The following is a 21,632-nucleotide window of genomic DNA, read 5'->3' on the forward strand; positions in this document are numbered from 1 at the left end:
CCCTCGATTATTTCGCCATCTCTGCCAGTTGCGTCATTATGACCGCGGCCCCCTGGAGGCGTTTTTCCGGGGTCGGCAGGTCGCGGGTCAGGAACAGGCTGTGGTCGGGGCGGATCTTCGCCATCGTGCCCTGCTTGCCGATATAGCCGACGAGATTTGCGGGGTTCGGGAATTCCTTGTTGCGGAACTGAACGACGACGCCCTTCGGGCCGGCATCGAGCTTTTCGACATTGGCGGTTCGGCAGAGCGACTTGATGTAGACGATCTTCAGGAGATGCTGGACTTCGATCGGCATCGGGCCGAAGCGGTCGATCATCTCCGCGCCGAAGCCGTCGATCTCCTTGAGTTCGGTGAGTTCGCCGAGACGGCGGTAAAGCGCCATGCGCAGATGCAGATCGGGAACGTAATCCTCCGGGATCATCACCGTCGTGCCGACCGAGATCTGCGGCGACCAGCCGGTGTCGTGGATCTCGTCGACGCCCTTGACCTCGGCGACCGCCTCTTCCAGCATCTGCTGATAGAGCTCGAAGCCGACTTCCTTGATATGGCCGGACTGCTCTTCGCCGAGCAGGTTGCCGGCGCCGCGGATATCGAGGTCGTGGCTTGCCAGCTGGAAGCCGGCGCCGAGCGTATCCAGGGACTGCAGCACCTTCAGCCGGCGGTCGGCCGTTGCCGTCAGCACCTTGTTCACAGGCAGGGTGAAGAGGGCAAAAGCGCGCACCTTCGAGCGGCCGACGCGGCCGCGCAGCTGATAGAGCTGGGCAAGGCCGAACATATCGGCGCGGTGGACGATCAACGTGTTGGCTGTCGGCACGTCGAGGCCGGATTCGACGATGGTGGTCGACAGCAACACGTCGTAGCGGCCTTCATAAAAGGCGTTCATGATGTCTTCGAGCTCGCCGGCCGGCATCTGGCCATGAGCAACGGCGACCTTCAGCTCCGGCACATCGGACTGCAGGAAGGCATGGACATCGGCAAGATCGGCAAGCCTCGGGCAGACATAGAAGCTCTGGCCGCCGCGATAGTGCTCGCGCATCAGCGTCTCGCGGATGACCAGGCTGTCGAAAGGCGAGATGAAGGTGCGCACCGCCATGCGATCGACCGGCGGCGTGGTGATCAGCGACAGTTCGCGCACGCCGGTCATGGCGAGCTGCAGCGTGCGCGGGATCGGTGTGGCCGACAGCGTCAGAACGTGCACGTCGCTCTTCAGCTCCTTCAGCCGCTCCTTGTGTTTGACGCCGAAATGCTGCTCCTCGTCGATGACGAGCAGGCCGAGATTGGCGAATTTGATGCCGGCGCCGAGCAGCGCATGGGTACCGACGACGATATCGGTCTTGCCTTCGGAGACTTCCTTCTTGGTCAGTGCCAGTTCCTTGGCACCGACAAGCCGCGAGGCTTGCTGGATGCGCACCGGCAGGCCGCGAAAACGCTCGGAGAAAGTCTTGAAATGCTGGCGCGCGAGCAAGGTCGTCGGCACCACGACGGCAACCTGGACGCCGTTCATCGCGGCGACGAAGGCGGCGCGCAAGGCCACTTCGGTCTTGCCGAAGCCGACGTCGCCGCAGACGAGACGATCCATCGGCCGGCCGGCGCCGAGATCGGAGCGCACAGCGTCGATGGCGTTATCCTGGTCCTCGGTCTCGTCATAGGGGAAGCGGGCGGAAAACTCGTCGTAAAGGCCGTCCGGGGTCGTCAGAACAGGCGCGTGGCGCGTCAGACGCTCGGCGGCGATGCGGATCAGCGCGTCCGCCATATCGAGCAACCGCTTCTTGAGCTTGGCCTTGCGCATCTGCCAAGCGCCGCCGCCGAGCTTGTCGAGTTGAGCCTCGGTGCCCTCGCCGCCGTAGCGCGAGAGAAGATCGATGTTTTCGACCGGCAGGAAGAGCTTGGCCTCGTCGGCATACTGCAGTTCGAGGCAGGCATGCGGGGCGCCTGCCGCCTCGATGGTCTTGAGACCAATAAAGCGGCCGATGCCGTGTTCGGCATGGACGACGATCGAGCCCTCGTCGAGGCCGGCGACCTCGGCGATGAAATCGGCGGCGCGCTTGCGGCGTTTGGAGCGGCGCACCATGCGGTCGCCGAGAATATCCTGTTCGCCGATGACGACGAGATCACCGGCCTCGAAGCCTGATTCGAGATTGAGCACGGCGGCAGCGGCCTCGCCTTTGCCCAGCGCCCCGAGATCCTTCAGCGCCTCGACCGGCTTCACCTTTTCCAGGCCATGCTCGTTCAGCACCTGCAGCAGCCGCTCCAGCGAGCCCTCGGTCCAGGCAGTGACCAGCACTTTCGCGCCGCCGGCGCGGCGGTCGGCGATATGCTTGACGACGACGTCGAAGATATTGACGCGCTCGGCATCGCCGCCGCCCTCGGCATTCGAGCGAGCCCAGCGCTGGCCCTGGCGGGCTCCGATATTGACGACCCGCCTCGCCTCGCCCTCGATTTCATTGAAAGGGCTGACACGGATCGCGCCGAGCGCGTCGAGAGTCTTGGCGAAAAGCTTGCTGTCCAGGTAGAGCTGCCCCGGCGCCACCGGCTTATAGGGCGTGCCCTGCGCCATCTGGCCCTTGGCGGGCTGGCCGGAATTCAGGCGGGCGTCGAAATAATCGAGGACGAGCTTGGAGCGCTCTTCGGCCGCCTCACGCACCGTATGGTCGGTGACGACACGGAAGCCGCTGAGATAATCGAAAACGGTATCGAGCTTCTCGTAGAAGAACGGCAGCCAATGCTCCATGCCGGGGTAACGGCGGCCTTCGGAGACGGCGAGATAGAGCGCGTCATCACGTGTCATCGCGCCGAAAGCCGAAAGGTAATTCTTACGGAAGCGGCTGATCGTATCCGGCGTCAGCGTCACCTCGCTCATCGGGTTGAGATCGAGGGAGCGCACCTGGCCGGTCGTGCGCTGGCTTGCTGGATCGAAGCTGCGGATCGATTCCAGCGTATCGCCGAAGAAATCGAGACGGACCGGCTCTTCCGATCCCGGCACGAAGACGTCGAGAATGCCACCGCGCACGGCATATTCGCCGACTTCGCGAACAGTGGCGACGCGGTCGAAACCGTTGCGCTCCAGACGTCCGGCGAGATCGTCCATGCGCAGCTGGTTGCCGGGTCGGGCCGAAAAGCTCAGGCTTTCGATGACATCCTGCGGCGCCACCTTCTGCAGCATGGCATTGGCGGTGACGAGCACGATGGCCGCATGCGGCTTTTTCCGGTGAGCGATGAGGCCGCCGAGTGCGGCAAGCCGGCGGGCCGAAGTATCGGCGCTCGGCGAGACGCGGTCATAGGGCAGACAGTCCCAGGCCGGCAGGGTGAGAACCGGAATGTCGGGGGCGACAAAGCCCAGCATCTGTTCGAGATCGGCCATGCGATGGCCGTCGGACATGACATAGGCGACCGGCTCTCCCGTTCGGGCGAGCTCGGCGAGCAGCAGCGTTTCAAGACCTGCCGGCACATTGCCGATCGTCAGCGGCTCGGCAATGGCCGCAAGCTTCTTCGCATCGAAACCAGGGATCATTCCGGCGTCCTGAGGGGCTTGTCGAAATCGGGCTTATAGGCGGCGATGCGGGCAAACATCGGTGTCTGGAAACGCTCAGGCACCGGCCATGTTCCCATAATCCAGCGGACGAGATCATTGTCCTCTTCCGCCATAATCGTCTCGAACTCGTCGAGTTCGGCTTCCGACAGAGTCGCGACCTCGGCTTCGGCGAACTGGCCGAAGACCAGATCCATCTCGCGGATGCCGCGATGCCAGCAGCGGAAAAGGATTCTGCGGCGGCGCGGGTCGAGACCGGCACTCGTGAGCGTGACACCTGTCATGGCATTACCTTCCTGTTGATGCGCCTCTATAGCCCCTCGAAAGCGGCTTGTCAGCCTTGCCAAGGCCGCATTGTTCATCGCATTTTGACCGCATGCGCCCCGCCATTCTCGATCCTCTGTTTTCCCCATTTCGGGCCTTCCGGGCGTCGGCCCGAAGATCGCCGAACTGCTGGTCAAGCTGCTCGGTCGCGAGACGCCAGAGGATTGCCGGGTCATCGATCTCCTCTTCCACGCGCCCTTCTCGCTGATCGACCGGCGCAACCAGCCGGGAATCGCCCGGGCACCACAGGGCGCGATCGTGACGATCACCGCCCGTGTCGACCGCCACCAGGTGCCGCCGCGCGGCAAAAGCAATGTGCCCTACCGCGTCTTCCTGCATGACGAGACCGGCGAATTGACACTGGTCTTCTTCCGGGGCCAGGCGGCCTGGCTGGAAAAGCAGCTGCCTGTTGATGCCGAGGTGACAGTCAGCGGCAAGGTCGACTGGTTCAACGGCCGCGCCTCGATGGTGCATCCCGACTATATCGTCAGGGCCGACGAGGCGGAGAACCTGCCGCTCGTCGAGCCGATCTATCCGCTGACGGCAGGACTGTCACCGAAGACGCTGCGCAAGATCATCGACGCCGCCCTGCCGCGTTTTCCTGAATTGCCGGAATGGATCGATCTCACCTTGACGCAGAAGCAGGGCCTGCCGTCGATCCGCGACAGCTTCCACATGCTGCACGAGCCGCGCGATCCCACCGATATCGACCCGCAGGCCCCTGCCCGGCGGCGGCTTGCCTATGACGAGTTCCTCGCCGGCCAGCTTTCACTGAGCCTGGTGCGCCAGAGGCTGCGCAAGGTGGCGGGCCAGCCGGTGCACGCGACCGGCGAAATCAGCGGCAAAATCCTGAAGTTCCTGCCCTTCTCGCTCACATCGAGCCAGAACGGGGCGATCGCCGAGGTTTTGAAGGACATGGCCGGAGCCGAGCGCATGCTGCGGCTGCTGCAGGGCGATGTCGGCTCCGGCAAGACGCTGGTGGCGCTGATGGCGATGGCGGCGGTGATCGAGAGCGGCGGCCAGGCGGTACTGATGGCGCCGACCGAAATCCTGGCGCGCCAGCATCACGCGACGATCTCAAAATTCGCCGCCTCCGCCGGGCTCGGCATCGAGGTGCTAACCGGGCGGACCAAGGGACGCGAGCGGGAGGAAATCCTGGAGCGCATCGCCTCCGGTGCGGCACAGATCATCATCGGTACGCATGCGCTGTTCCAGGATACTGTATCTTACGCCAACCTCATGCTGGCCGTCGTCGACGAACAGCACCGTTTCGGCGTGCATCAGCGGCTCAGGCTGACCGCCAAGGGCATCTCGCCGCACATGCTTGTGATGACGGCGACGCCGATCCCGCGCACGCTGGTGCTTGCCGCCTTCGGCGACATGGACGTTTCCAAGCTCACGGAAAAACCTGCCGGCCGCAAGCCGATCCAGACGATCACCGTGCCGATGGAGCGCACCGGCGAAATCGTCGGGCGGCTGCAAAGCGCGCTTGCCGAGGGCAAGAAGGCCTACTGGATCTGCCCGCTGGTCGAAGAATCCGAAGAGCTCGACCTGATGTCGGCCGAGGAGCGGCATGCGACACTTGTTGCCGCGCTCGGCCCCGATATCGGCCTCATCCACGGCCGCATGAGCGGACCGGAGAAGGACGCGGCGATGATGGCGTTCAAGAACGGCGAGACCCGGCTGCTCGTCGCCACCACCGTCGTCGAGGTCGGCGTCGACGTGCCGGATGCGACGATCATGGTGATCGAACATGCCGAACGCTTCGGCCTGGCGCAATTGCATCAGTTGCGCGGCCGCGTCGGGCGCGGCGACGAGGCCTCGACCTGCATCCTGCTCTATAAGGGGCCGCTCGGCGAAACCGGCCATGCCAGGCTTTCGATAATGCGCGAGACCGAGGATGGTTTTCGCATCGCCGAGGAGGATCTGAAGCTGCGCGGCGAAGGCGAACTGCTCGGCACCCGCCAGTCCGGCACGCCGGGCTTCCGCATCGCCAGCCTCGAGGCGCATGCCGACCTGCTGGAGATCGCCCGCAAGGATGCGGCCTATCTCATCGAGCGCGATCCGGAGCTGACAAGTGACAGAGGACAGGCGATCCGCACCTTGCTCTATCTCTTCCGCCGCGACGAGGCGATCCGGTTCTTAAGGGCGGGATAAAGCACGCCGCGGCGCGCTTTAATCTTCTTTCCATGCATGTCGTTATCCCAAAACCGCCAAACACTTTTGGGCGACATGCATCAATCCGCTTTTGAAACCGCCACCGGCTTCGGCCGCGGCAGATGCTTCTGCTTCGGCTCCAACGGCTTGTGTTCTGGGGCGACGAGACCGCCTGAGATCAGGAACTTGGCGGCGTCTTCCGGGCTCATATCGAGCAGGACGATCTTTTCGCGCGGCACGAAGACGAGGAAGCCCGCCGTCGGCACCGGCGTCGGCGGCAGGAAAACGGCGACCATATCCTGGCCCATGGCATTGAACTTCGAGGCGATCTCGCCCTTGGCGTCGGTTGCGACGAAGACCAGCGCCCAGAGGCCGGGGCCTGGATATTCAATAAGCCCGACCTTCTTGAAGGAGTTCGACTGCTCCTTCAGCACCGTTTCGAAAATCTGCTTCACGCTTCTGTAGATCGTGCGCACCAGCGGCATGCGCTGGACGATCGATTCGCCGAAACGGACGATGCTCTGGCCGATGAGGTTCTTGCCGAGGAAGCCGACGACGGTGATCAGCACGATGGCGATCAGCAGGCCGAAGCCGGGAATGGCGAAATTGAGATAGCTTTCCGGGTTCCAGCGCGCCGGAATGTAAGGCCTGACCCAGCTGTCCGACCAATGGATGAAGGTCCAGGTCAGCCAGATGGTAATCGCGATGGGCGCGCAGATGATCAGGCCTGCGAGAAAATTGTTCCTCAGCCGGGTCGCGACCGGCATTCTGGGGGCGTTGTCGGCCATCGTTTCCTGATGAACTCCATCTCAGTCCTGGACGGGCCGGAACGCCGGCCCTTCCCCCTTGTCCGCATACCAAAATTGCCAGAATTCGAGGCGTCGCACAATATGTTTCGGCGCGAAGGCCCGGTCCTCCAGGCTTATTCCACGGTCACGGATTTCGCCAGATTGCGGGGCTGGTCGACATCGGTGCCCATGAAGACGGCCGTGTGATAGGCAAGCAGCTGGATCGGCAGCGAGAAGATCATCGGCGCGATGATTTCGTCGACGACAGGCAGGGTAATCGTCGCCATGGTCGGCAGTTTCGAGGCCGCCGCACCGGCTTCGTCGGTGATGAAGATGATGCGGCCGCCACGGGCTGCGACCTCCTGCATGTTGGAGATGGTCTTTTCAAAGAAACGGTCGTAAGGGGCGATGACGATAACCGGCATGTTCTCGTCGATCAACGCGATCGGCCCGTGCTTCAATTCGCCGGCGGCATAACCTTCGGCGTGGATATAGGAGATTTCCTTGAGCTTCAGCGCGCCTTCCATGGCGAGCGGGAAGCTGGTGCCGCGGCCGAGATAGAGCACGTCCTTGCACTTCGACAATTCCCGCGACAGGCTTTCCATCTGCGGCTGGATGAGGTTCAGCACCCGGCTCATGATGCGCGGCATTTCGGCGAGATGACGCACCAACGCCCTCTCCTCCTCAGTGCTCACCGTGCCGCGCGCCTTGCCGGCGCCGATCGCCAGCGACGCCAACACGGCAAGCTGGCAAGTGAAGGCCTTGGTCGAGGCAACGCCGATTTCAGGGCCGGCCATGATTGGGAAGACGGCGTCAGATTCGCGTGCGATCGTCGATTCGCGGACATTGACGACGGCGCCGATCTTCAGGCCGTTGTCGCGGCAGTAACGCAGCGATGCCAGCGTATCGGCGGTTTCGCCGGACTGCGAGATGAAGAGTGCCGCCTGCGAGGGCGAAAGCGGCATTTCGCGGTAGCGGAATTCCGAGGCGACGTCGATCTCGACCGGCAGGCGGGCATAACGCTCGAACCAGTATTTGCCGACGAGACCGGCGAGATAGGCGGTGCCGCAGGCCGAGATCGCCAGGCCGGTCGCCGCTTTGAAATCGATCGCCGCGGCATTGGCGCCGATCGTGTTCTCGGCGAAATCGACATAGTGGCTGAGCGCGTGGGAGATCACCTCCGGCTGCTCGTAGATTTCCTTTTCCATGAAGTGGCGGTGGTTGCCCTTGTCGACGACATAGGCGGTCGCCTGAGAGATCTGGCGGGCGCGCTTGACCGGCTTGCCGGTGAAATCGAGCACCGAGACGCTATCACGAGTGATGACGGCGCAGTCGCCGTCGACGAGATAGGTGATTTCGTTGGTGAAGGGCGAGAGCGCGATGGCATCCGAGCCGAGGAACATCTCGCCGCGGCCGTAGCCGACGGCAAGCGGCGGGCCGGAACGGGCGGCCATGATCGTGCCGGGATCGGCCTTGAGCATGACTGCCAGCGCATAGGCGCCGGTCACCCGGTTCAGCATCTTCAGCATGGCGGCGCGCGGCTCGAGGCCTTCGCGCAGATATTTCGCCATCAGCTGGGCGACGACTTCGGTGTCGGTCTGGGTTTCGAAGACCGATCCGTCCGCGGTCAACTCGTCGCGCAGCTCGGAGAAGTTCTCGATGATGCCGTTATGGACGACGGCGACGCCTTCGACGAAATGCGGATGGGCATTGGTCTCGTTCGGCACGCCGTGGGTCGCCCAGCGTGTGTGGGCGATTCCGACCAAACCTGGCAGCGGTTCCGCATCGAGGCGTTTTTCCAGATTGAAGAGCTTGCCCTCGGCGCGGCGGCGATCCATCACGCCCTCATGGATGGTGGCAACGCCGGCGGAAGTCATAACCGCGATATTCGAGGCGCTTCAGCGCATCGACAAGGCGCTCCGCAACAGGCTGAGTTCCGACGATCCCCACAATTCCGCACATGCAATATCCCCATAAGCCTTCGATAACGAGGCCAGTCCTAACGATTTCCGCTTATTTCTCAATGGCCTCGGCGGTCACTTTCAATTTCCGCCGGTTACGCAAACCGTCCCTCAGGCTTTCGCCTTCTTTGCCGCCTTAATGGCGAGCGCGCGTTCGCGCAGCAAGGACGCGCGGCCCGGCTTGATCTCCTGGCGGGCGCGGCCGAGCGCCAGCGCATCGGCCGGCACGTCGGCGGTGATGACGCTGCCGGACCCGATATAGGCACCGTCGCCGATCGTCACCGGCGCGACCAGCGAGGAGTTGGAACCGATGAAGGCGTTTTCGCCGATCACCGTTTCGCTCTTGTTGACCCCGTCATAATTGCAAGTGATCGTGCCGGCGCCGATATTGCTGCCGGCGCCGACGACGGCATCACCGATATAGGTGAGGTGGTTGATCTTGGCGCCCTCGCCCAACCGGCCGTTCTTCACCTCGCAAAAATTGCCGACCTTGGCGCCGCTGGCGAGATCGGCACCCGGCCGCAGCCGTGCGAAGGGACCGACGGTCGCGCTCTCACTGACATGAGCGCCTTCGATATGCGAGAAAGCATGGATGACGGCGCCGCTGTCGATTACCGCGCCAGGGCCGAAGACGACGTTCGGCTCGATCAGCGCATCCTGGCCGATGACGGTATCGTAGCAGAGGAACACTGTTTCCGGTGCGATCATGGTGACGCCCGCCAGCATCATCTCGCGGCGGCGGCGCTCCTGCCAGAAGCGCTCGATGACGGCGAGTTCGGCGCGGTTGTTGCAGCCGGTCATCTCGATTTCAGGGGCATCGACGGCGGTAACGCGGCCGCCGAGCGAGCGGGCGATCTCGACCAGATCGGTCAGATAGAATTCGCCCTTGGCATTGGCATTACCGATGCGCGAGAGGAGATCGAGCGCCTTGCGGCCGTTGATCGCCATCAGCCCGCTGTTGCACCAGGTGACAGCGCGCTCGGCATCGGTCGCATCCTTCTCCTCGCGGATGGCGATCAATTCGCCGTCCTTGACGAGCAGCCGGCCATAGCCGGTCGGACGGTCGGTGTGAAAACCAATGACGACGATGTCGCTGCCATCGGCAAGACCCTGGCGGGCGGCTTTCAGCGGGCCCTCGGTCTGCAGCGGCACGTCGCCATAGGTGACGAGAATATCGTCATAACCCTTGGCGATCGCTTCACGCGCCGCCAGCACTGCGTGGCCGGTGCCGAGGCGCTGCTGCTGCAGATAGGATTCGACGCCGACACCATCGATGCTTGCGGCCTTTGCCACCTCCTCGGCGTCGCGGCCGACGACAAGGGCGACGGCGGAAATGCCGGCGGAGGCGACTGCCTCGACGACATGGGCGATCATAGGCCGCCCGGCGACCGGATGCAGCACCTTCGATTTCGAGGATTTCATCCGCGTGCTGTCACCGGCAGCTAGGATGACGGCAAGACAAGTACGTTCCATGATCTGCTCCACGAATCCGCGCCATGAGGCGGCTTTGTTGCCTCATACTGCATAATTCCTGAAATCGGAATCGATTTTCGGAAGCCGCGATGGAAGGATCGAAAGTGCGACGGCGCCCTTTGCGCGTCCCCAAAGACGCGCAACGCCATAGCACGGTCAAAGCCCTTACTTAGGTGAAATTGCGGGCGAAAGCGGCTCCATGGCAGCAGGATCGCCGCGGGTCGCGAAGGCTTCGTGCACATGATCGCGGCCGTCCAGGATGACGACTTCCATCGCCCGGCGCGCGGCGGCGCTGTCACCGGAAGCGATGGCATCGACGATGCGCATATGGGTGTCGGCAATATTGGCAAACCCATTTTCGGAGGGCGGCGTACTGATGCGGAACATGCCGACGAGAGCCGCCTCGATAAGGCTGCCGAGGGTGCGCATAAAGGGATTGTGCGAGGCTTCGGCAAGCGCCAGGTGAAAGTGCAGGTCGGCGAGCGCCAGGCTGTCGGCCGTGTGGTCGCTCGCCGCCATCTCCTCCGCCAGCCCGCGCAGCGTCTCGATTTCCTCGGCATTGGCCCGCTCGGCGACGAGGCCGGCGGCGAAGGGTTCGACAGCAAGTCGGATATCGTAAAGCTGCAACAGGAATTCTTCCGTCACGCCACTGTCGAAGTGCCAGGCGATGATCTCGCTGTCGAACATGTTCCAAAGATTCTTCTCGGTCACACGCGTGCCGACGCGCGCCTTGGCGACGACCATGCCCTTGGCGGCGAGCGTCTTCATCGTCTCGCGCAGGACCGTGCGCGACACCTTGAAACGCTGCGCCAGTTCGGTGTCGCCGGGCAGAATCGAGCCGACGGGATAGGTGCCGGCGACGATCGCCTTGCCGAGCTCGTCGACCACCTGGGCGTGGCTTGTCCGGGTCCGGCGCCCTGTCTTGCGTGTCTCGATCAATTTGTTGCGCAAGCGATCCGTCTCCCCCTCAGGCATACCTCTTGTTCAGACTGGAAAGGAACAGGATCGCCTTCTGCATCAGGATGAATGCAAACAGCAGCAGGCCAATCAGGATCTTGGTCCACCAGCTCGACAGCGTGCCGTCGAAGGTGATGTAAGTCTGAATGAGCCCCTGGATCAGGATGCCGATCAAGGTTCCTGCCACGAATCCCGCTCCTCCGGTCAGCAGCGTCCCTCCGATGACGACTGCCGCGATCGCGTCGAGTTCGACGCCGACCGCCGCAAGAGAATATCCAGCAGAGGTGTACAGCGAAAAAACGATTCCGGATAGGCCGGCGAGAAAACCCGACAGCGCATAGATCTGGATCGTCGTGCGGCCGACCGGCACGCCCATCAGCCGCGCCGTCTGCGGACCGCCGCCGAGCGCATAGACATTGGTGCCGAAGCGGGTGCGGTGGGCGATAAAGATGCCGGCGGCAAAGACCAGAAGCATGATGGCGCCGATCAGCGTCAGCCGCCCGCCTCCGGGCAGTCGCCAATAGAGGCTCGTCAGCGTCGAATAATAGTCGTGGTTGATCGGAATGCTGTCGATCGAGAGCACGAAGGCGATACCGCGCGCCAGGAACATGCCGGCAAGTGTGACGATAAAGGCCGGCATTTCGAGATAATGGATGATCGCGCCCATGACGGCACCGAAGGCGGTGGTGATGACGAGGACGAGCGCGAAGGCGAGCAGCGGATGGATCGAGGTGTTCTGCAGGATGACAGCAAGGAAGACGCCGGTAAAGGCGATGACCGAACCGATCGACAGATCGATGCCGCCGGAGATGATGACGAAGGTCATGCCGACCGCGGCAATGCCGAGAAAGGCGTTGTCGGTCAAAAGATTGCCGATGACGCGCGTCGACAGCATGTTCGGATATTGCAGCGTGCAGCCGGCATAGGCAAGCACGAAGATGACGACGGTCGCAAGCAGCGGCAGGTATTTGGAGTTCATTTCGGCTGCTCCCTTCCGCCCTGCCGGCGGCTGGCAAAGATGGCGAGCGACTGCATCGCCGGCGACTGGATGACGAGGATCACGATGATGATCACCGCCTTGATGATCAGATTGAATTCGGGCGGAAAGCCGGAGGACAGGATGCCGGTATTGACAGCCTGGATGATCATCGCGCCGATCAGCGATCCCACGATGCTGAAGCGACCGCCGAGCAGCGAATTGCCGCCGACGACAACGGCGAGAATGGCGTCGAGTTCGAGCCAGAGACCGGCATTGTTGGCGTCGGCACCCTTGATGTCGGCTGCGACGATGATGCCGGCGATCGAGGCGCAGAGCCCGCTCAGCATGTAGACGGCCATCAGCAGCACCGGCGTCTGGATGCCGGAGAGCGTGCTGGCGCGGCGGTTGATGCCGACGGCCTCGAGCAGCATGCCGAGCGCCGTGCGCCGGACGAGCAGGATTACCAGCAGCCCGACGAGCAACCAGATAACGACGGGCATCGGCAGGAGAGCCATGGAACCGCTGCCGAAGAAGATCAGGCCGTCATCATTAAAGGTCAGGATGGCACCTTCGGTGATGAGCTGGGCGATGCCGCGGCCGGCGACCATCAGCACCAGCGTGGCGATAATCGGCTGGATGTTGAGAATCGCCACCAGGAAACCGTTCCAGACGCCGCAAGCAAGTCCGATCAACAGCGTCAACAGGATGGTGTAGGCAACTGAATTGCCGGATACGATCGATGACGCAGCAACGGCGCCGCAGATGGCGATGACCGCGCCGACGGACAGGTCGATGCCTTTGGTGGCAATCACCAGCGTCATGCCGATCGCCAGGAGCGCCACCGGCGCTCCGCGATTCAGCACGTCGATCAGGCTGCCATAGAGCCGTCCATTCTGAACCACCACATTAAAAAACTGTGGTGACGTTATGAAATTCAACAGAAGAATGACTGCGAGAGCGATCAATTGCGGCGCCAGGCGATAGGCCAGCGCATTCCGGGAGGATTTCATGCGTCCTCCGTCTTGTGTTCGGCGGCGGCAATGGCATCGACGATACCGGCGGCGGTGATGCGCTCGCCCGTGAGTTCGGCGATATGCTGCCTGTCGCGAAGTACGATAACACGTGAACTATAGGCGACAAGCTCTTCAAGTTCCGAGGAAATTACGATCAATGACATGCCTTCGGCGCAGAGCTGTTCGATGAGCCGGATGATCTCGGCATGGGCGCCGACATCGATGCCGCGGGTTGGCTCGTCGAGGATGAGAAACTTAGGATTGGTCGCCAGCCAGCGGGCAAGGATTGCCTTCTGCTGGTTGCCGCCGGAGAGCAGCCGGATCGGCTTTTCACGGTCGGTCGTTCTGATGTCGAGCGCCTTGATGTAGCGGTCGGCCAGCGCATTCTGCTCGGCGCGCGACAGCGGCCGGGTCCAGCCGCGGCGGGCCTGCAGCGCAAGCGCGATATTTTCTCGGATCGACAGGTCGCCGACGATGCCATCGGTCTTGCGGTCCTCGGGGCAGAAGCCGAAGCCCTTTTCGATCGCAGCGCGCGGACTGGACAGAGTTGCAGGCTGGCCGTCGATCGTAACACTGCCGCTATCGGCATGCTCGACGCCGAAGAGCAGTTCGGCAGTTTCGGTGCGCCCCGAGCCGAGCAGGCCGGCGATGCCGACCACCTCGCCCGCGCACACATCGAGATCAAATGGCTTGACCTTGCCGCGTTTGCCGTAGCCGGCAAATCTGTAGCGGACCTCGCCCGCCGCAATGCTGTGTTCCCTGACCGTTTCTTCGGCCTGCGCGAGCTCGCGGCCTAGCATCATGGCGATCAGGCCCTGGCGCGGCAGCTCGGCGGCGTCGCGGGTGCCGACAAGCTTGCCATTGCGCAGCACGGTGATGCGATCGCTGATCGCATAGACCTGCTCGAGGAAATGGGTAATGAAGACGATGCCGAGGCCGCGCTTCTTCAGGCCGTCAATGATGCGGAAGAGCAGCGCCACTTCCTGGTTGTCGAGGCTCGCCGTCGGCTCATCCAATATCAGCACCTTGCCGGAGAGATCGACGGCGCGAGCGATCGCCACCACCTGCTGGACAGCGACCGAGAAGCGACTGAGTTCGGCGGTGACGTCGATATCGATGCCGTAACCGGCCAGAAGTTCGCGCGCCTTGCGGTTCATCGCGCGCACGTCGGTCATGCCGAAACGCTTCGGCTGGCGACCGAGAAAGAGATTTTCGGCGACGCTCAGATTAGAGAGGAGGTTGACCTCCTGATAGACGGTGCCGATACCAAGCTTCTGGGCAGCGAGCGTATTGGCCGGATTGATCTCCTGGCCGTCCAGCATCAGGCTGCCTTCGTCACGATGGTAGGCGCCGGTGATGCACTTGATCAGCGTCGATTTGCCGGCGCCGTTCTCGCCGAGAAGGGCATGAACCTCGCCGCGGCGCAGCGTGAAATCCACCTTGTCCAATGCGATGGCACCGGGAAAGAATTTCGATATGGCCGAGGCAGCGAGAATAGTCTCGTTATTGTGAACCATGAGGGCTGCTGTTTCCTGATATTGCGCCTTGCGCCTGCACCAAAACCGGGCATGACGCCCGGTCCGGCACCGGCAGTTCCACACCGGTCCATGATGGACCGGTGCGGTTCCAGGTTCAAATCAGTAGCCCTGACCCTTCTTCTCTTCGTAGACCTTCATCGGCTCGTCGGCGGGCGTGTAGAGCTTGGACTCTGTCTGGATCCACTTTGCCGGAGCCTTCTTGTCCTTCAGATAGGCTTCGAGCGCATCGAAGGCCGGACCAGCCATGTTCGGCGTCAGTTCGACCGTGGCATTGGCTTCGCCTTCGGACATTGCCTTGAAGATATCGGGAACGGCGTCGATCGAGACGACGAGGATATCCTTGCCGGGCTTCAGGCCGGCTTCCTTGATCGCCTGGATGGCGCCGACGGCCATGTCGTCGTTATGGGCGTAGAGCGCGCAGATATCCTTGCCGCCATTTTCGGCCTTCAGGAAGCTTTCCATGACTTCCTTGCCCTTGGTGCGGGTGAAGTCGCCGGTCTGGCTGCGAACGATCTTGAGGTTGTCGTGGCCGGCGAGAGCTTCTTCGAAGCCCTTCTTGCGGGCGATGGCCGGCGACGAACCGGTCGTGCCCTGCAGCTCGACGACATTGCACTTCTTGTCGCCAATAGTCTTGACCAGGAAGTCGCCGGCGACCTTGCCTTCATGGACGAGGTCGGAGGTGACAGCCGTCAGGTAGAGATCGTCAGGAGCCTTGATGGTGCGGTCGAGCAGAATGACCGGAATCTTGGCTTCCTTGGCTTCCTTGAGAACATCGTCCCAGCCGGTTTCGACGACCGGAGCAATCAGGATGGCGTCGACGCCCTGGGCGATGAAGGAGCGCAGGGCCTTGATCTGGTTTTCCTGCTTCTGCTGGGCATCGGCAAACTTCAGATCGATGCCCCGCTTCTTGGCCTGCTCCTTGGTGACGGTCGTTTCAGCCGCACGCCAACCCGATTCCGAGCCGATCTGCGAGAAGCCGACGGTCAGGCCGGCGGCCGAAGCCGAACCGAACATGCAGGCAGCAAGAATCGTAGCACTCAAGAGTGCAGTCTTCAATTTCATGATATCCTCCCAATGCCGCTCCTTCGCGGCGCAGGGTCAAAAAATCATATAGTATTACTTTTGTAAATCGGTTTTTTAGGATGCACCGCAACAAAAAAGGGCGTCCACAGGGACGCCCCTCGCATCTGCAAAATCGTCAACCGGTTATTGCGCCGGAAGCTTGTCGTCGACGCCTTCGACGTAGAAGTTCATGCCGAGCAGCGTGCCATCATCGGCCTTCTCTCCGGCCTTCAGCCAGGGCGTACCGTCCTGCTTGTTGATCGGGCCGGTAAACGGATGCAGATCGCCCGACTTGATCTTGGCTTCGGCTTCCTCGGCGAGTTTCTTCACATCGTCGGGCATGTTCGTGTAGGGCGCCATCGTCAGAATGCCGTCCTTGAGGCCATCCCAGCTCTGTTCCGACTTCCAGGTGCCGTCGAGGAGCGCCTGGACGCGCTTGACGTAATAGTTGCCCCAGGTGTCGATGATCGCGGTAAGCTGTACGTTCGGGCCAGCCTTGATCATGTCGGACGCCTGGCCGAAGGCCTTGACGCCGCGTTGCTCGGCAACCTGCATCGGAGCGGTCGTGTCCGTGTGCTGGGTGAGAATATCGACGCCCTGGTCGAGCAGCGCCTTGGCGGCATCGGCTTCCTTGCCCGGGTCGAACCAGGTATTGACCCAGATCACCTTCATCTTGAAGTTCGGGTTGACCGACTTGGCGCCAGTTTCGAAGGCGTTGATTCCCATCACCACTTCGGGGATCGGAAAGGAGGCGATATAGCCTGCCGTGCCGTTCTTCGACAGCTTGCCGGCGATAATGCCGCTGATGTAGCGGCCTTCGTAGAAGCGCGAATTGTAGGTCGCGACGTTGTCTGCCGCCTTGAAGCCCGTCGCATGCTCGAATTTCACCTTCGGGAACTTCTTGGCGACGGCGATCGTCGCGTCCATGTAGCCAAAGGATGTGGTGAAAATCAGAGAGCAGCCGGAACGGGCCATGCGCTCAATGGCGCGTTCGGCATCAGGACCCTCCGGAACGCTTTCGAGGTAGGACGTTTCGACCTTGTCGGCGAATTCCTTCTCGACCTGGAGGCGGCCGTTTTCATGGGCCTGCGTCCAGCCGCCATCGGTGCGGGTGCCGACATAGACGAAGCAGACCTTGGTCTTGTCGGCAGCCTCGGCGGCCGAACCGATGCTCAGGACAAGGGCAGCTGTCGCTGCGAGAGCAAGTGCAAGTTTTTTCATTTTGATCCCTGTTGGTTGGAAGTTTGAAACCCGTCTTTTTTGTTGTTGCTCACCGGTCAGGCACGAAGGCTTTGCCAAGCGAGGCCGGCGTATTGATCATCGTCGTGCGCCGATTATGCGAGATCATGATGAGGACCACAACTGTCGCCGCATAGGGCAGCATCGACAGGAACTGCGACGGAATGCCGATGCCGAAGGCCTGCGCGTGCAGTTGCAGGATCGTCACAGCCCCGAAGAGATAACCGCCAGCCAGCAGGCGCCAAGGCCGCCATGAGGAGAAGACGACAAGCGCCAGCGCGATCCAGCCCCGCCCGGACGACATATTCTCGGTCCATTGCGGCGTATAGATCAGCGACAGCTGCGCCCCTGCAAGGCCGGCGCACGCACCGCCGAACATTACGGCGAGATAACGCGTGCGGATGACGTTGATGCCGAGCGCATGGGCGGAGGCGTGATTATCGCCGATGGCGCGTATCTTCAGGCCGGTGCGGCTCCTGAAGAGGAACCAGTTGACGCCGATAACAAGCAGGATCGACAGGTAGAAGATCATGTCCTGCTTGAAGAGGACGGTTCCGACATAGGGAATAGCCGAGAGCACCGGGATTTCGATCGGCAGAAGCCGGATACCGGGCGCGCCGACGAAGGGTTCGCCGAGCATGCCGGAAGCGCCAAGGCCGAGGATCGTCAGGGCGAGGCCCGTCGCCACCTGATTGGTGACGAGCGTCAGGGTCAGGAAGGCGAAGAGCAGCGAAAACAGTGCGCCGCTGACAATGCCGCCGACAATGCCGATATAGGCCGACCCGGTGAGCTGGGCTGCGGCAAAGGCCCCGACGGCGCCGATGATCATCATGCCTTCGACGCCGAGGTTGAGAACGCCGGATCGTTCCGTCACCAGTTCGCCAAGGGCTGCGATAACGAGGGGTGTCGAGGCGGTGATGACAGTCAGCAGAATGGCTTCGAAGATGCTCATGCCGCCTCGCCCCTGACCCGCGACCAGACAATGCGGATTTTGTAATAGATGAGCATATCGCAAGAGAGTACGAAAAAGAGCAGCAGCCCCTGGAAAACGCGGGTGACCTTATCGGAAATGCCGATCGAAAGCTGCGCGGCCTCGCCGCCGAGATAGGTCAGCGCCAGCACCAGTCCCGATGCGATGATCCCGAGCGGGTTGAGACGGCCGAGGAAGGCGACGATAATGGCGGTGAAGCCGTAGCCCGGAGAGATTGCCGGCTGGAGATGGCCGATCGAACCGGAAACCTCGCTGATGCCAGCAAGGCCGGCAAGCGCGCCCGAGAAGAGAAAGCTGAACCATATCATCTTCTTCGCCGAGAAGCCGGCGAAGCGCCCTGCCCTTTCCGATTGGCCGAGCACGACGATCTCGAAGCCTTTCAACGTATAGCGCAACATGAACCAGACGCCGATCGCCGCAATGATGGCGAAAATGAAGGCCCAGTGAACCCGGCCCGATTCTTCCCAGATCGCCGGCAGCACGGCCTCCGGCGCGAAATCCCGTGAAACAGGAAAGTTGAAGCCCTTCGGATCGCGCCAGGCGCCTCGGACCAGCCAGTCGAGGAAGAGCTGGGCGATATAGACCAGCATCAAGGACGTCAGGATTTCGTTGGTGTTGAAATGCGCCTTCAACAGCGCCGGAATGGCGGCAAAGAGCGCGCCGCCGAGCGCTCCCAGGATCAGCATCAGCGGCAGGACCAGCGGCGAATGCCAGTCGTAGAAGACGATCGGCAGATAGGAGCCGGTGATGGCGCCGATGGTGAACTGGCCTTCCGCACCGATGTTCCAGTTGTTCGAGCGATAACAGACGGCAAGGCCGACCGCGATCAGGATCAGCGGGGCGGCCTTAATCGCCAGCTCATGCAGCGACCAGACCTCGAGCAGCGGTTCGACGAAGAAGGCGCTCAGTGCCGCGGCAGGGTCCTTGCCGAGCAAGGCGAACATGATGGCGCCGAAAGTCAGCGTCAGGACGAGAGCGAGGAGCGGCGAGACGAAGCCGAAGAGCTTCGAAACGTCGGGACGTTTTTCCAGTTCAATGCGCATGGGCTGCCTCCGCGGCAGAACTGCTCTCGTGCAGGCCACCCATAAGCAGACCGATCTTTTCGCGCGTCAGCTCGCCCGCCGGGAAAGGCCTGGAAAGGCGGCCTTCGGAAATGACGGCGATATCGGTCGCCACCTCGAAGATTTCGTCGAGATCCTGGCTGATGACGACGACGGCGGAGCCGGATTTTGCGAGGTCGACCAAAGCCTGGCGGATGCGGCTCGCCGCTCCGGCATCCACGCCCCAGGTCGGCTGGTTGACGACGAGGACGGCCGGCTGGCGGTCGAGTTCACGGCCGACAATGAACTTCTGCAGATTGCCGCCGGATAGCGATCCGGCGGCCGGGTCATCGCCGCTCTTGCGAACATCCATCGCCTCGGAAATGCGCCGTGCGGCAGATTTAACCGCGCCGTGGCGGATGATGCCAAGCACGCCGAGAAAGGCTTTGCGATCCGACTGGCTGCGGGCAAGCACCAGATTGTCGGAAAGATTCATGGAAGAAACGGCGGCGTGGCCGTGCCGCTCCTCCGGAACGAACCCGGCTCCGAGCAAGCGGCGGGCCGTGATGCCCTCCCTGCCCACAGGCTTTTTGCGGATCACGATCGCTTCGGCCGAGGCGACCGGATATTCGCCGGAGAGCGCATCGAAGAGCTCGCTCTGCCCGTTGCCGGCAACCCCGGCGATGGCAAGGATCTCGCCTGATCGCACCGAGAGCGAGATGTCGCGCAAAGGCATGGCGAAAGGCGTGCGCGCGGCAACCGACAGGCTTGAAACGGCAAGCTGCACCTCGCTCTTGTCGCTGCGCTCCGGATGGGTGACGGTCGCCACCTCGCTGCCGACCATCATCCGGGCAAGCGAGGCCGGCGTCTCCTGCTTCGGATCGCAGGCGCCGGTTACCCGGCCATGGCGCAGCACGGTGGCGCGATCGCAGATACGCTGCACCTCCTCCAGGCGGTGACTGATATAGAGAACCGAGCGGCCCTCGGCGCGCAGCTTGAACAGCGTTTCGAACAGCCTGTCGGCCTCCTGCGGCGTCAGCACCGAGGTCGGCTCATCGAGAATGATGAGCTTCGGATTTTGCAGCAGCGCACGAACGATCTCGATGCGCTGGCGCTCGCCGACCGAGAGATCGGCGACATGGGCATGCGGATCGAGCGGCAGGCCGTAGGCGACCGACAGCGCCCTCGCCTCCTCGGCGATCCGGTCGATCGGAATGCTGTCATCGAGGGAAAGCGCAATGTTTTCGGCAACGGTCAGCGCCTCGAACAGCGAAAAATGCTGGAAGACCATGCCGATGCCGAGCTTGCGGGCTTCGCCCGGCGAAGCGACCGCGACCGGACTGCCCTGCCAGAGGATATGCCCATGCGTCGGCTCCAGAACGCCGAACAGCATCTTGACCAGGGTGGATTTGCCTGCGCCATTTTCGCCGAGAAGCGCGTGAATTTCGCCCGGCGCTATATCGAGATCGATTTCATTGCAGGCGGCAAAGCCACCGAAAAACTTCGTCAGCTTCTGGACGGATAGTAACGCACCGGAATCCGGCACATTCAATGGCGACACGTTCCCCTCATTTCTTCTACCAACCGGTCCGTTCGGATCTCATGGAATCAGCAGCGTCGTTCCTGTTGTTTTTCTTGTTTCCAGATCCGCGTGAGCCCGCCCAACCTCACGCAACGGATAGGTTTGGTTGATATTGATACGCACTTTGTTGCTTTGCACAACATCAAATAGCGCTTTCGCACTGTCGACCAATTGCTGGCGTGCGGCGATATAGGTGAACAACGTCGGCCGAGTTGCAAAGAGCGACCCCTTCTGCGCCAGCTGGGAAAGGCTGAAATTCTCGATCGGCCCGGAGGACTGGCCGAAAGAGGCAAAAAGGCCGCGCGGCTTCAGGCAATCGAGCGACTGTGGAAAAGTATCGCGGCCGATCGAATCATAGACGACATCGACGCCCTTGCCCCCGGTGATTTCGCGCGCGCGGGCGACGAAGTCTTCGCTCTTGTAGTTGATCACATGGTCGTAGCCATGGGCGAGCGCCAGCGCGACCTTGTCTTCAGAGCCCGCCGTGCCGATGACGGTGGCGCCGAGCGCCTTTGCCCATTGGCCGGCGATCAGCCCGACGCCGCCCGCGGCGGCATGAAACAGCAGGACCGTCTCGGGGCCGACCTTGAAGGTGCGGTTCAGGAGATATTCGGCGGTCATGCCCTTCAGCATCATCGCCGCCGCCGTCTCGAGCGCAATGCCATCGGGGACATGCACGAGATGGCGCGCCTCGATATTGCGCTCGGCGGCATAGGCGCCGTCGGCGCTGGCATAGGCGACCCGGTCGCCGACCTTGAAATCGGTCACGCCGGAGCCGACCGCCGCCACCGTGCCGGCGCCCTCCTTGCCGGTGACGAAGGGCAGATGAGGCACCTTGTAGGAGCCGTTGCGGAAATAGACGTCGATGAAATTGAGACCGATCGCCGCTTGGCTGATCTGCACCTCACCGGCCGCGGGCGGCGCAAGATCGATCTCGACATAGTCGAAAACCTCCGGCCCGCCTGTCTTCGAGAATGAAACCGCCTGCGTCTTCGTCAT

At 62.3% G+C, this 21,632-nt stretch carries 14 protein-coding genes and 2 pseudogenes; 1 reads left to right on the forward strand and 15 read right to left on the reverse strand.

Annotated features, from left to right (window positions below):
* Nucleotides 1-7: 7 nt before the first annotated feature.
* Both mfd and MHI61_RS13025 read right to left on the reverse strand, forming a co-directional pair.
* Complete coding sequence (gene mfd, locus MHI61_RS13020; protein ID WP_239792305.1) at nucleotides 8-3,511, reverse strand: transcription-repair coupling factor; 3,504 nt, start codon at nucleotides 3,509-3,511, stop codon at nucleotides 8-10.
* On the reverse strand, nucleotides 3,508-3,813 hold the full coding sequence (locus MHI61_RS13025) for a succinate dehydrogenase assembly factor 2 (RefSeq protein WP_017960426.1): 306 nt from the start codon (nucleotides 3,811-3,813) through the stop codon (nucleotides 3,508-3,510). The genes mfd and MHI61_RS13025 overlap by 4 nt, the downstream gene beginning before the upstream one ends.
* Nucleotides 3,814-3,905: 92 nt before the next feature.
* On the opposite strand from MHI61_RS13025, the pseudogene recG reads away from it, so the two are divergent.
* Nucleotides 3,906-6,010: pseudogene (gene recG / locus MHI61_RS13030) on the forward strand (ATP-dependent DNA helicase RecG).
* A gap of 80 nt (nucleotides 6,011-6,090) precedes the next feature.
* Here recG and MHI61_RS13035 read toward each other — a convergent pair.
* The 13 genes and pseudogenes from MHI61_RS13035 to MHI61_RS13095 all read right to left on the reverse strand — a co-directional run bounded on the left by MHI61_RS13035 (nucleotide 6,091) and on the right by MHI61_RS13095 (nucleotide 21,632).
* Nucleotides 6,091-6,798, reverse strand: coding sequence for a DUF502 domain-containing protein (locus tag MHI61_RS13035; RefSeq protein WP_239792306.1), 708 nt, complete (start codon nucleotides 6,796-6,798; stop codon nucleotides 6,091-6,093).
* Between the two features lie 134 nt (nucleotides 6,799-6,932).
* Nucleotides 6,933-8,760 (reverse strand): annotated as a pseudogene (glmS, locus tag MHI61_RS13040) (glutamine--fructose-6-phosphate transaminase (isomerizing)).
* Nucleotides 8,761-8,870: 110 nt separating this feature from the next.
* Entirely contained in the window at nucleotides 8,871-10,232 is a 1,362-nt protein-coding gene (glmU, locus tag MHI61_RS13045; protein WP_239792307.1) for a bifunctional UDP-N-acetylglucosamine diphosphorylase/glucosamine-1-phosphate N-acetyltransferase GlmU, read from the reverse strand.
* Between the two features lie 165 nt (nucleotides 10,233-10,397).
* Nucleotides 10,398-11,183, reverse strand: a complete 786-nt coding sequence (locus MHI61_RS13050) for a FadR/GntR family transcriptional regulator (RefSeq protein ID WP_239792308.1) — start codon at nucleotides 11,181-11,183, stop codon at nucleotides 10,398-10,400.
* A 16-nt stretch (nucleotides 11,184-11,199) separates the two neighbouring features.
* The gene (gene yjfF / locus MHI61_RS13055; RefSeq protein ID WP_097579264.1) at nucleotides 11,200-12,168 is read right to left on the reverse strand and encodes a galactofuranose ABC transporter, permease protein YjfF; all 969 of its coding nucleotides are present in this window, start codon (nucleotides 12,166-12,168) and stop codon (nucleotides 11,200-11,202) included.
* Nucleotides 12,165-13,178, reverse strand: coding sequence for an ABC transporter permease (locus MHI61_RS13060; protein ID WP_239792309.1), 1,014 nt, complete (start codon nucleotides 13,176-13,178; stop codon nucleotides 12,165-12,167). The genes yjfF and MHI61_RS13060 overlap by 4 nt, the downstream gene beginning before the upstream one ends.
* Nucleotides 13,175-14,698, reverse strand: coding sequence for a galactofuranose ABC transporter, ATP-binding protein YtfR (gene ytfR, locus MHI61_RS13065; protein ID WP_239792310.1), 1,524 nt, complete (start codon nucleotides 14,696-14,698; stop codon nucleotides 13,175-13,177). Before ytfR ends, MHI61_RS13060 begins: the two co-directional genes overlap by 4 nt.
* Before the next feature lie 120 nt (nucleotides 14,699-14,818).
* On the reverse strand, nucleotides 14,819-15,781 hold the full coding sequence (gene ytfQ, locus MHI61_RS13070; protein ID WP_097579261.1) for a galactofuranose ABC transporter, galactofuranose-binding protein YtfQ: 963 nt from the start codon (nucleotides 15,779-15,781) through the stop codon (nucleotides 14,819-14,821).
* A gap of 144 nt (nucleotides 15,782-15,925) precedes the next feature.
* Nucleotides 15,926-17,002, reverse strand: a complete 1,077-nt coding sequence (locus tag MHI61_RS13075; RefSeq protein WP_239792311.1) for a BMP family ABC transporter substrate-binding protein — start codon at nucleotides 17,000-17,002, stop codon at nucleotides 15,926-15,928.
* 49 nt (nucleotides 17,003-17,051) lie between these two features.
* Nucleotides 17,052-17,972: an ABC transporter permease gene (locus MHI61_RS13080; protein WP_239792312.1), complete on the reverse strand. Its 921-nt coding sequence runs from the start codon at nucleotides 17,970-17,972 to the stop codon at nucleotides 17,052-17,054.
* Nucleotides 17,969-19,054, reverse strand: a complete 1,086-nt coding sequence (locus tag MHI61_RS13085; protein WP_239792313.1) for an ABC transporter permease — start codon at nucleotides 19,052-19,054, stop codon at nucleotides 17,969-17,971. Before MHI61_RS13085 ends, MHI61_RS13080 begins: the two co-directional genes overlap by 4 nt.
* Complete coding sequence (locus MHI61_RS13090) at nucleotides 19,044-20,612, reverse strand: ABC transporter ATP-binding protein (RefSeq protein WP_239792314.1); 1,569 nt, start codon at nucleotides 20,610-20,612, stop codon at nucleotides 19,044-19,046. Before MHI61_RS13090 ends, MHI61_RS13085 begins: the two co-directional genes overlap by 11 nt.
* 39 nt (nucleotides 20,613-20,651) lie before the next feature.
* The gene (locus tag MHI61_RS13095; RefSeq protein WP_239792315.1) at nucleotides 20,652-21,632 is read right to left on the reverse strand and encodes a quinone oxidoreductase; all 981 of its coding nucleotides are present in this window, start codon (nucleotides 21,630-21,632) and stop codon (nucleotides 20,652-20,654) included.

The sequence above is a fragment of the Rhizobium sp. K102 genome (genome assembly GCF_022385315.1).
Lineage (GTDB): Bacteria > Pseudomonadota > Alphaproteobacteria > Rhizobiales > Rhizobiaceae > Rhizobium > Rhizobium croatiense.

Bases quoted from the DNA above. Each gene is read 5' to 3' on its own strand.
- mfd (WP_239792305.1), bottom strand. From the start codon at position 3,511: ATGATCCCTGGTTTCGATGCGAAGAAGCTTGCGGCCATTGCCGAGCCG.
- MHI61_RS13025 (WP_017960426.1), bottom strand. From the start codon at position 3,813: ATGACAGGTGTCACGCTCACGAGTGCCGGTCTCGACCCGCGCCGCCGC.
- MHI61_RS13035 (WP_239792306.1), bottom strand. From the start codon at position 6,798: ATGGCCGACAACGCCCCCAGAATGCCGGTCGCGACCCGGCTGAGGAAC.
- glmU (WP_239792307.1), bottom strand. From the start codon at position 10,232: ATGGAACGTACTTGTCTTGCCGTCATCCTAGCTGCCGGTGACAGCACG.
- yjfF (WP_097579264.1), bottom strand. From the start codon at position 12,168: ATGAACTCCAAATACCTGCCGCTGCTTGCGACCGTCGTCATCTTCGTG.
- MHI61_RS13060 (WP_239792309.1), bottom strand. From the start codon at position 13,178: ATGAAATCCTCCCGGAATGCGCTGGCCTATCGCCTGGCGCCGCAATTG.
- ytfR (WP_239792310.1), bottom strand. From the start codon at position 14,698: ATGGTTCACAATAACGAGACTATTCTCGCTGCCTCGGCCATATCGAAA.
- ytfQ (WP_097579261.1), bottom strand. From the start codon at position 15,781: ATGAAATTGAAGACTGCACTCTTGAGTGCTACGATTCTTGCTGCCTGC.
- MHI61_RS13075 (WP_239792311.1), bottom strand. From the start codon at position 17,002: ATGAAAAAACTTGCACTTGCTCTCGCAGCGACAGCTGCCCTTGTCCTG.
- MHI61_RS13080 (WP_239792312.1), bottom strand. From the start codon at position 17,972: ATGAGCATCTTCGAAGCCATTCTGCTGACTGTCATCACCGCCTCGACA.
- MHI61_RS13085 (WP_239792313.1), bottom strand. From the start codon at position 19,054: ATGCGCATTGAACTGGAAAAACGTCCCGACGTTTCGAAGCTCTTCGGC.
- MHI61_RS13095 (WP_239792315.1), bottom strand. From the start codon at position 21,632: ATGACGAAGACGCAGGCGGTTTCATTCTCGAAGACAGGCGGGCCGGAG.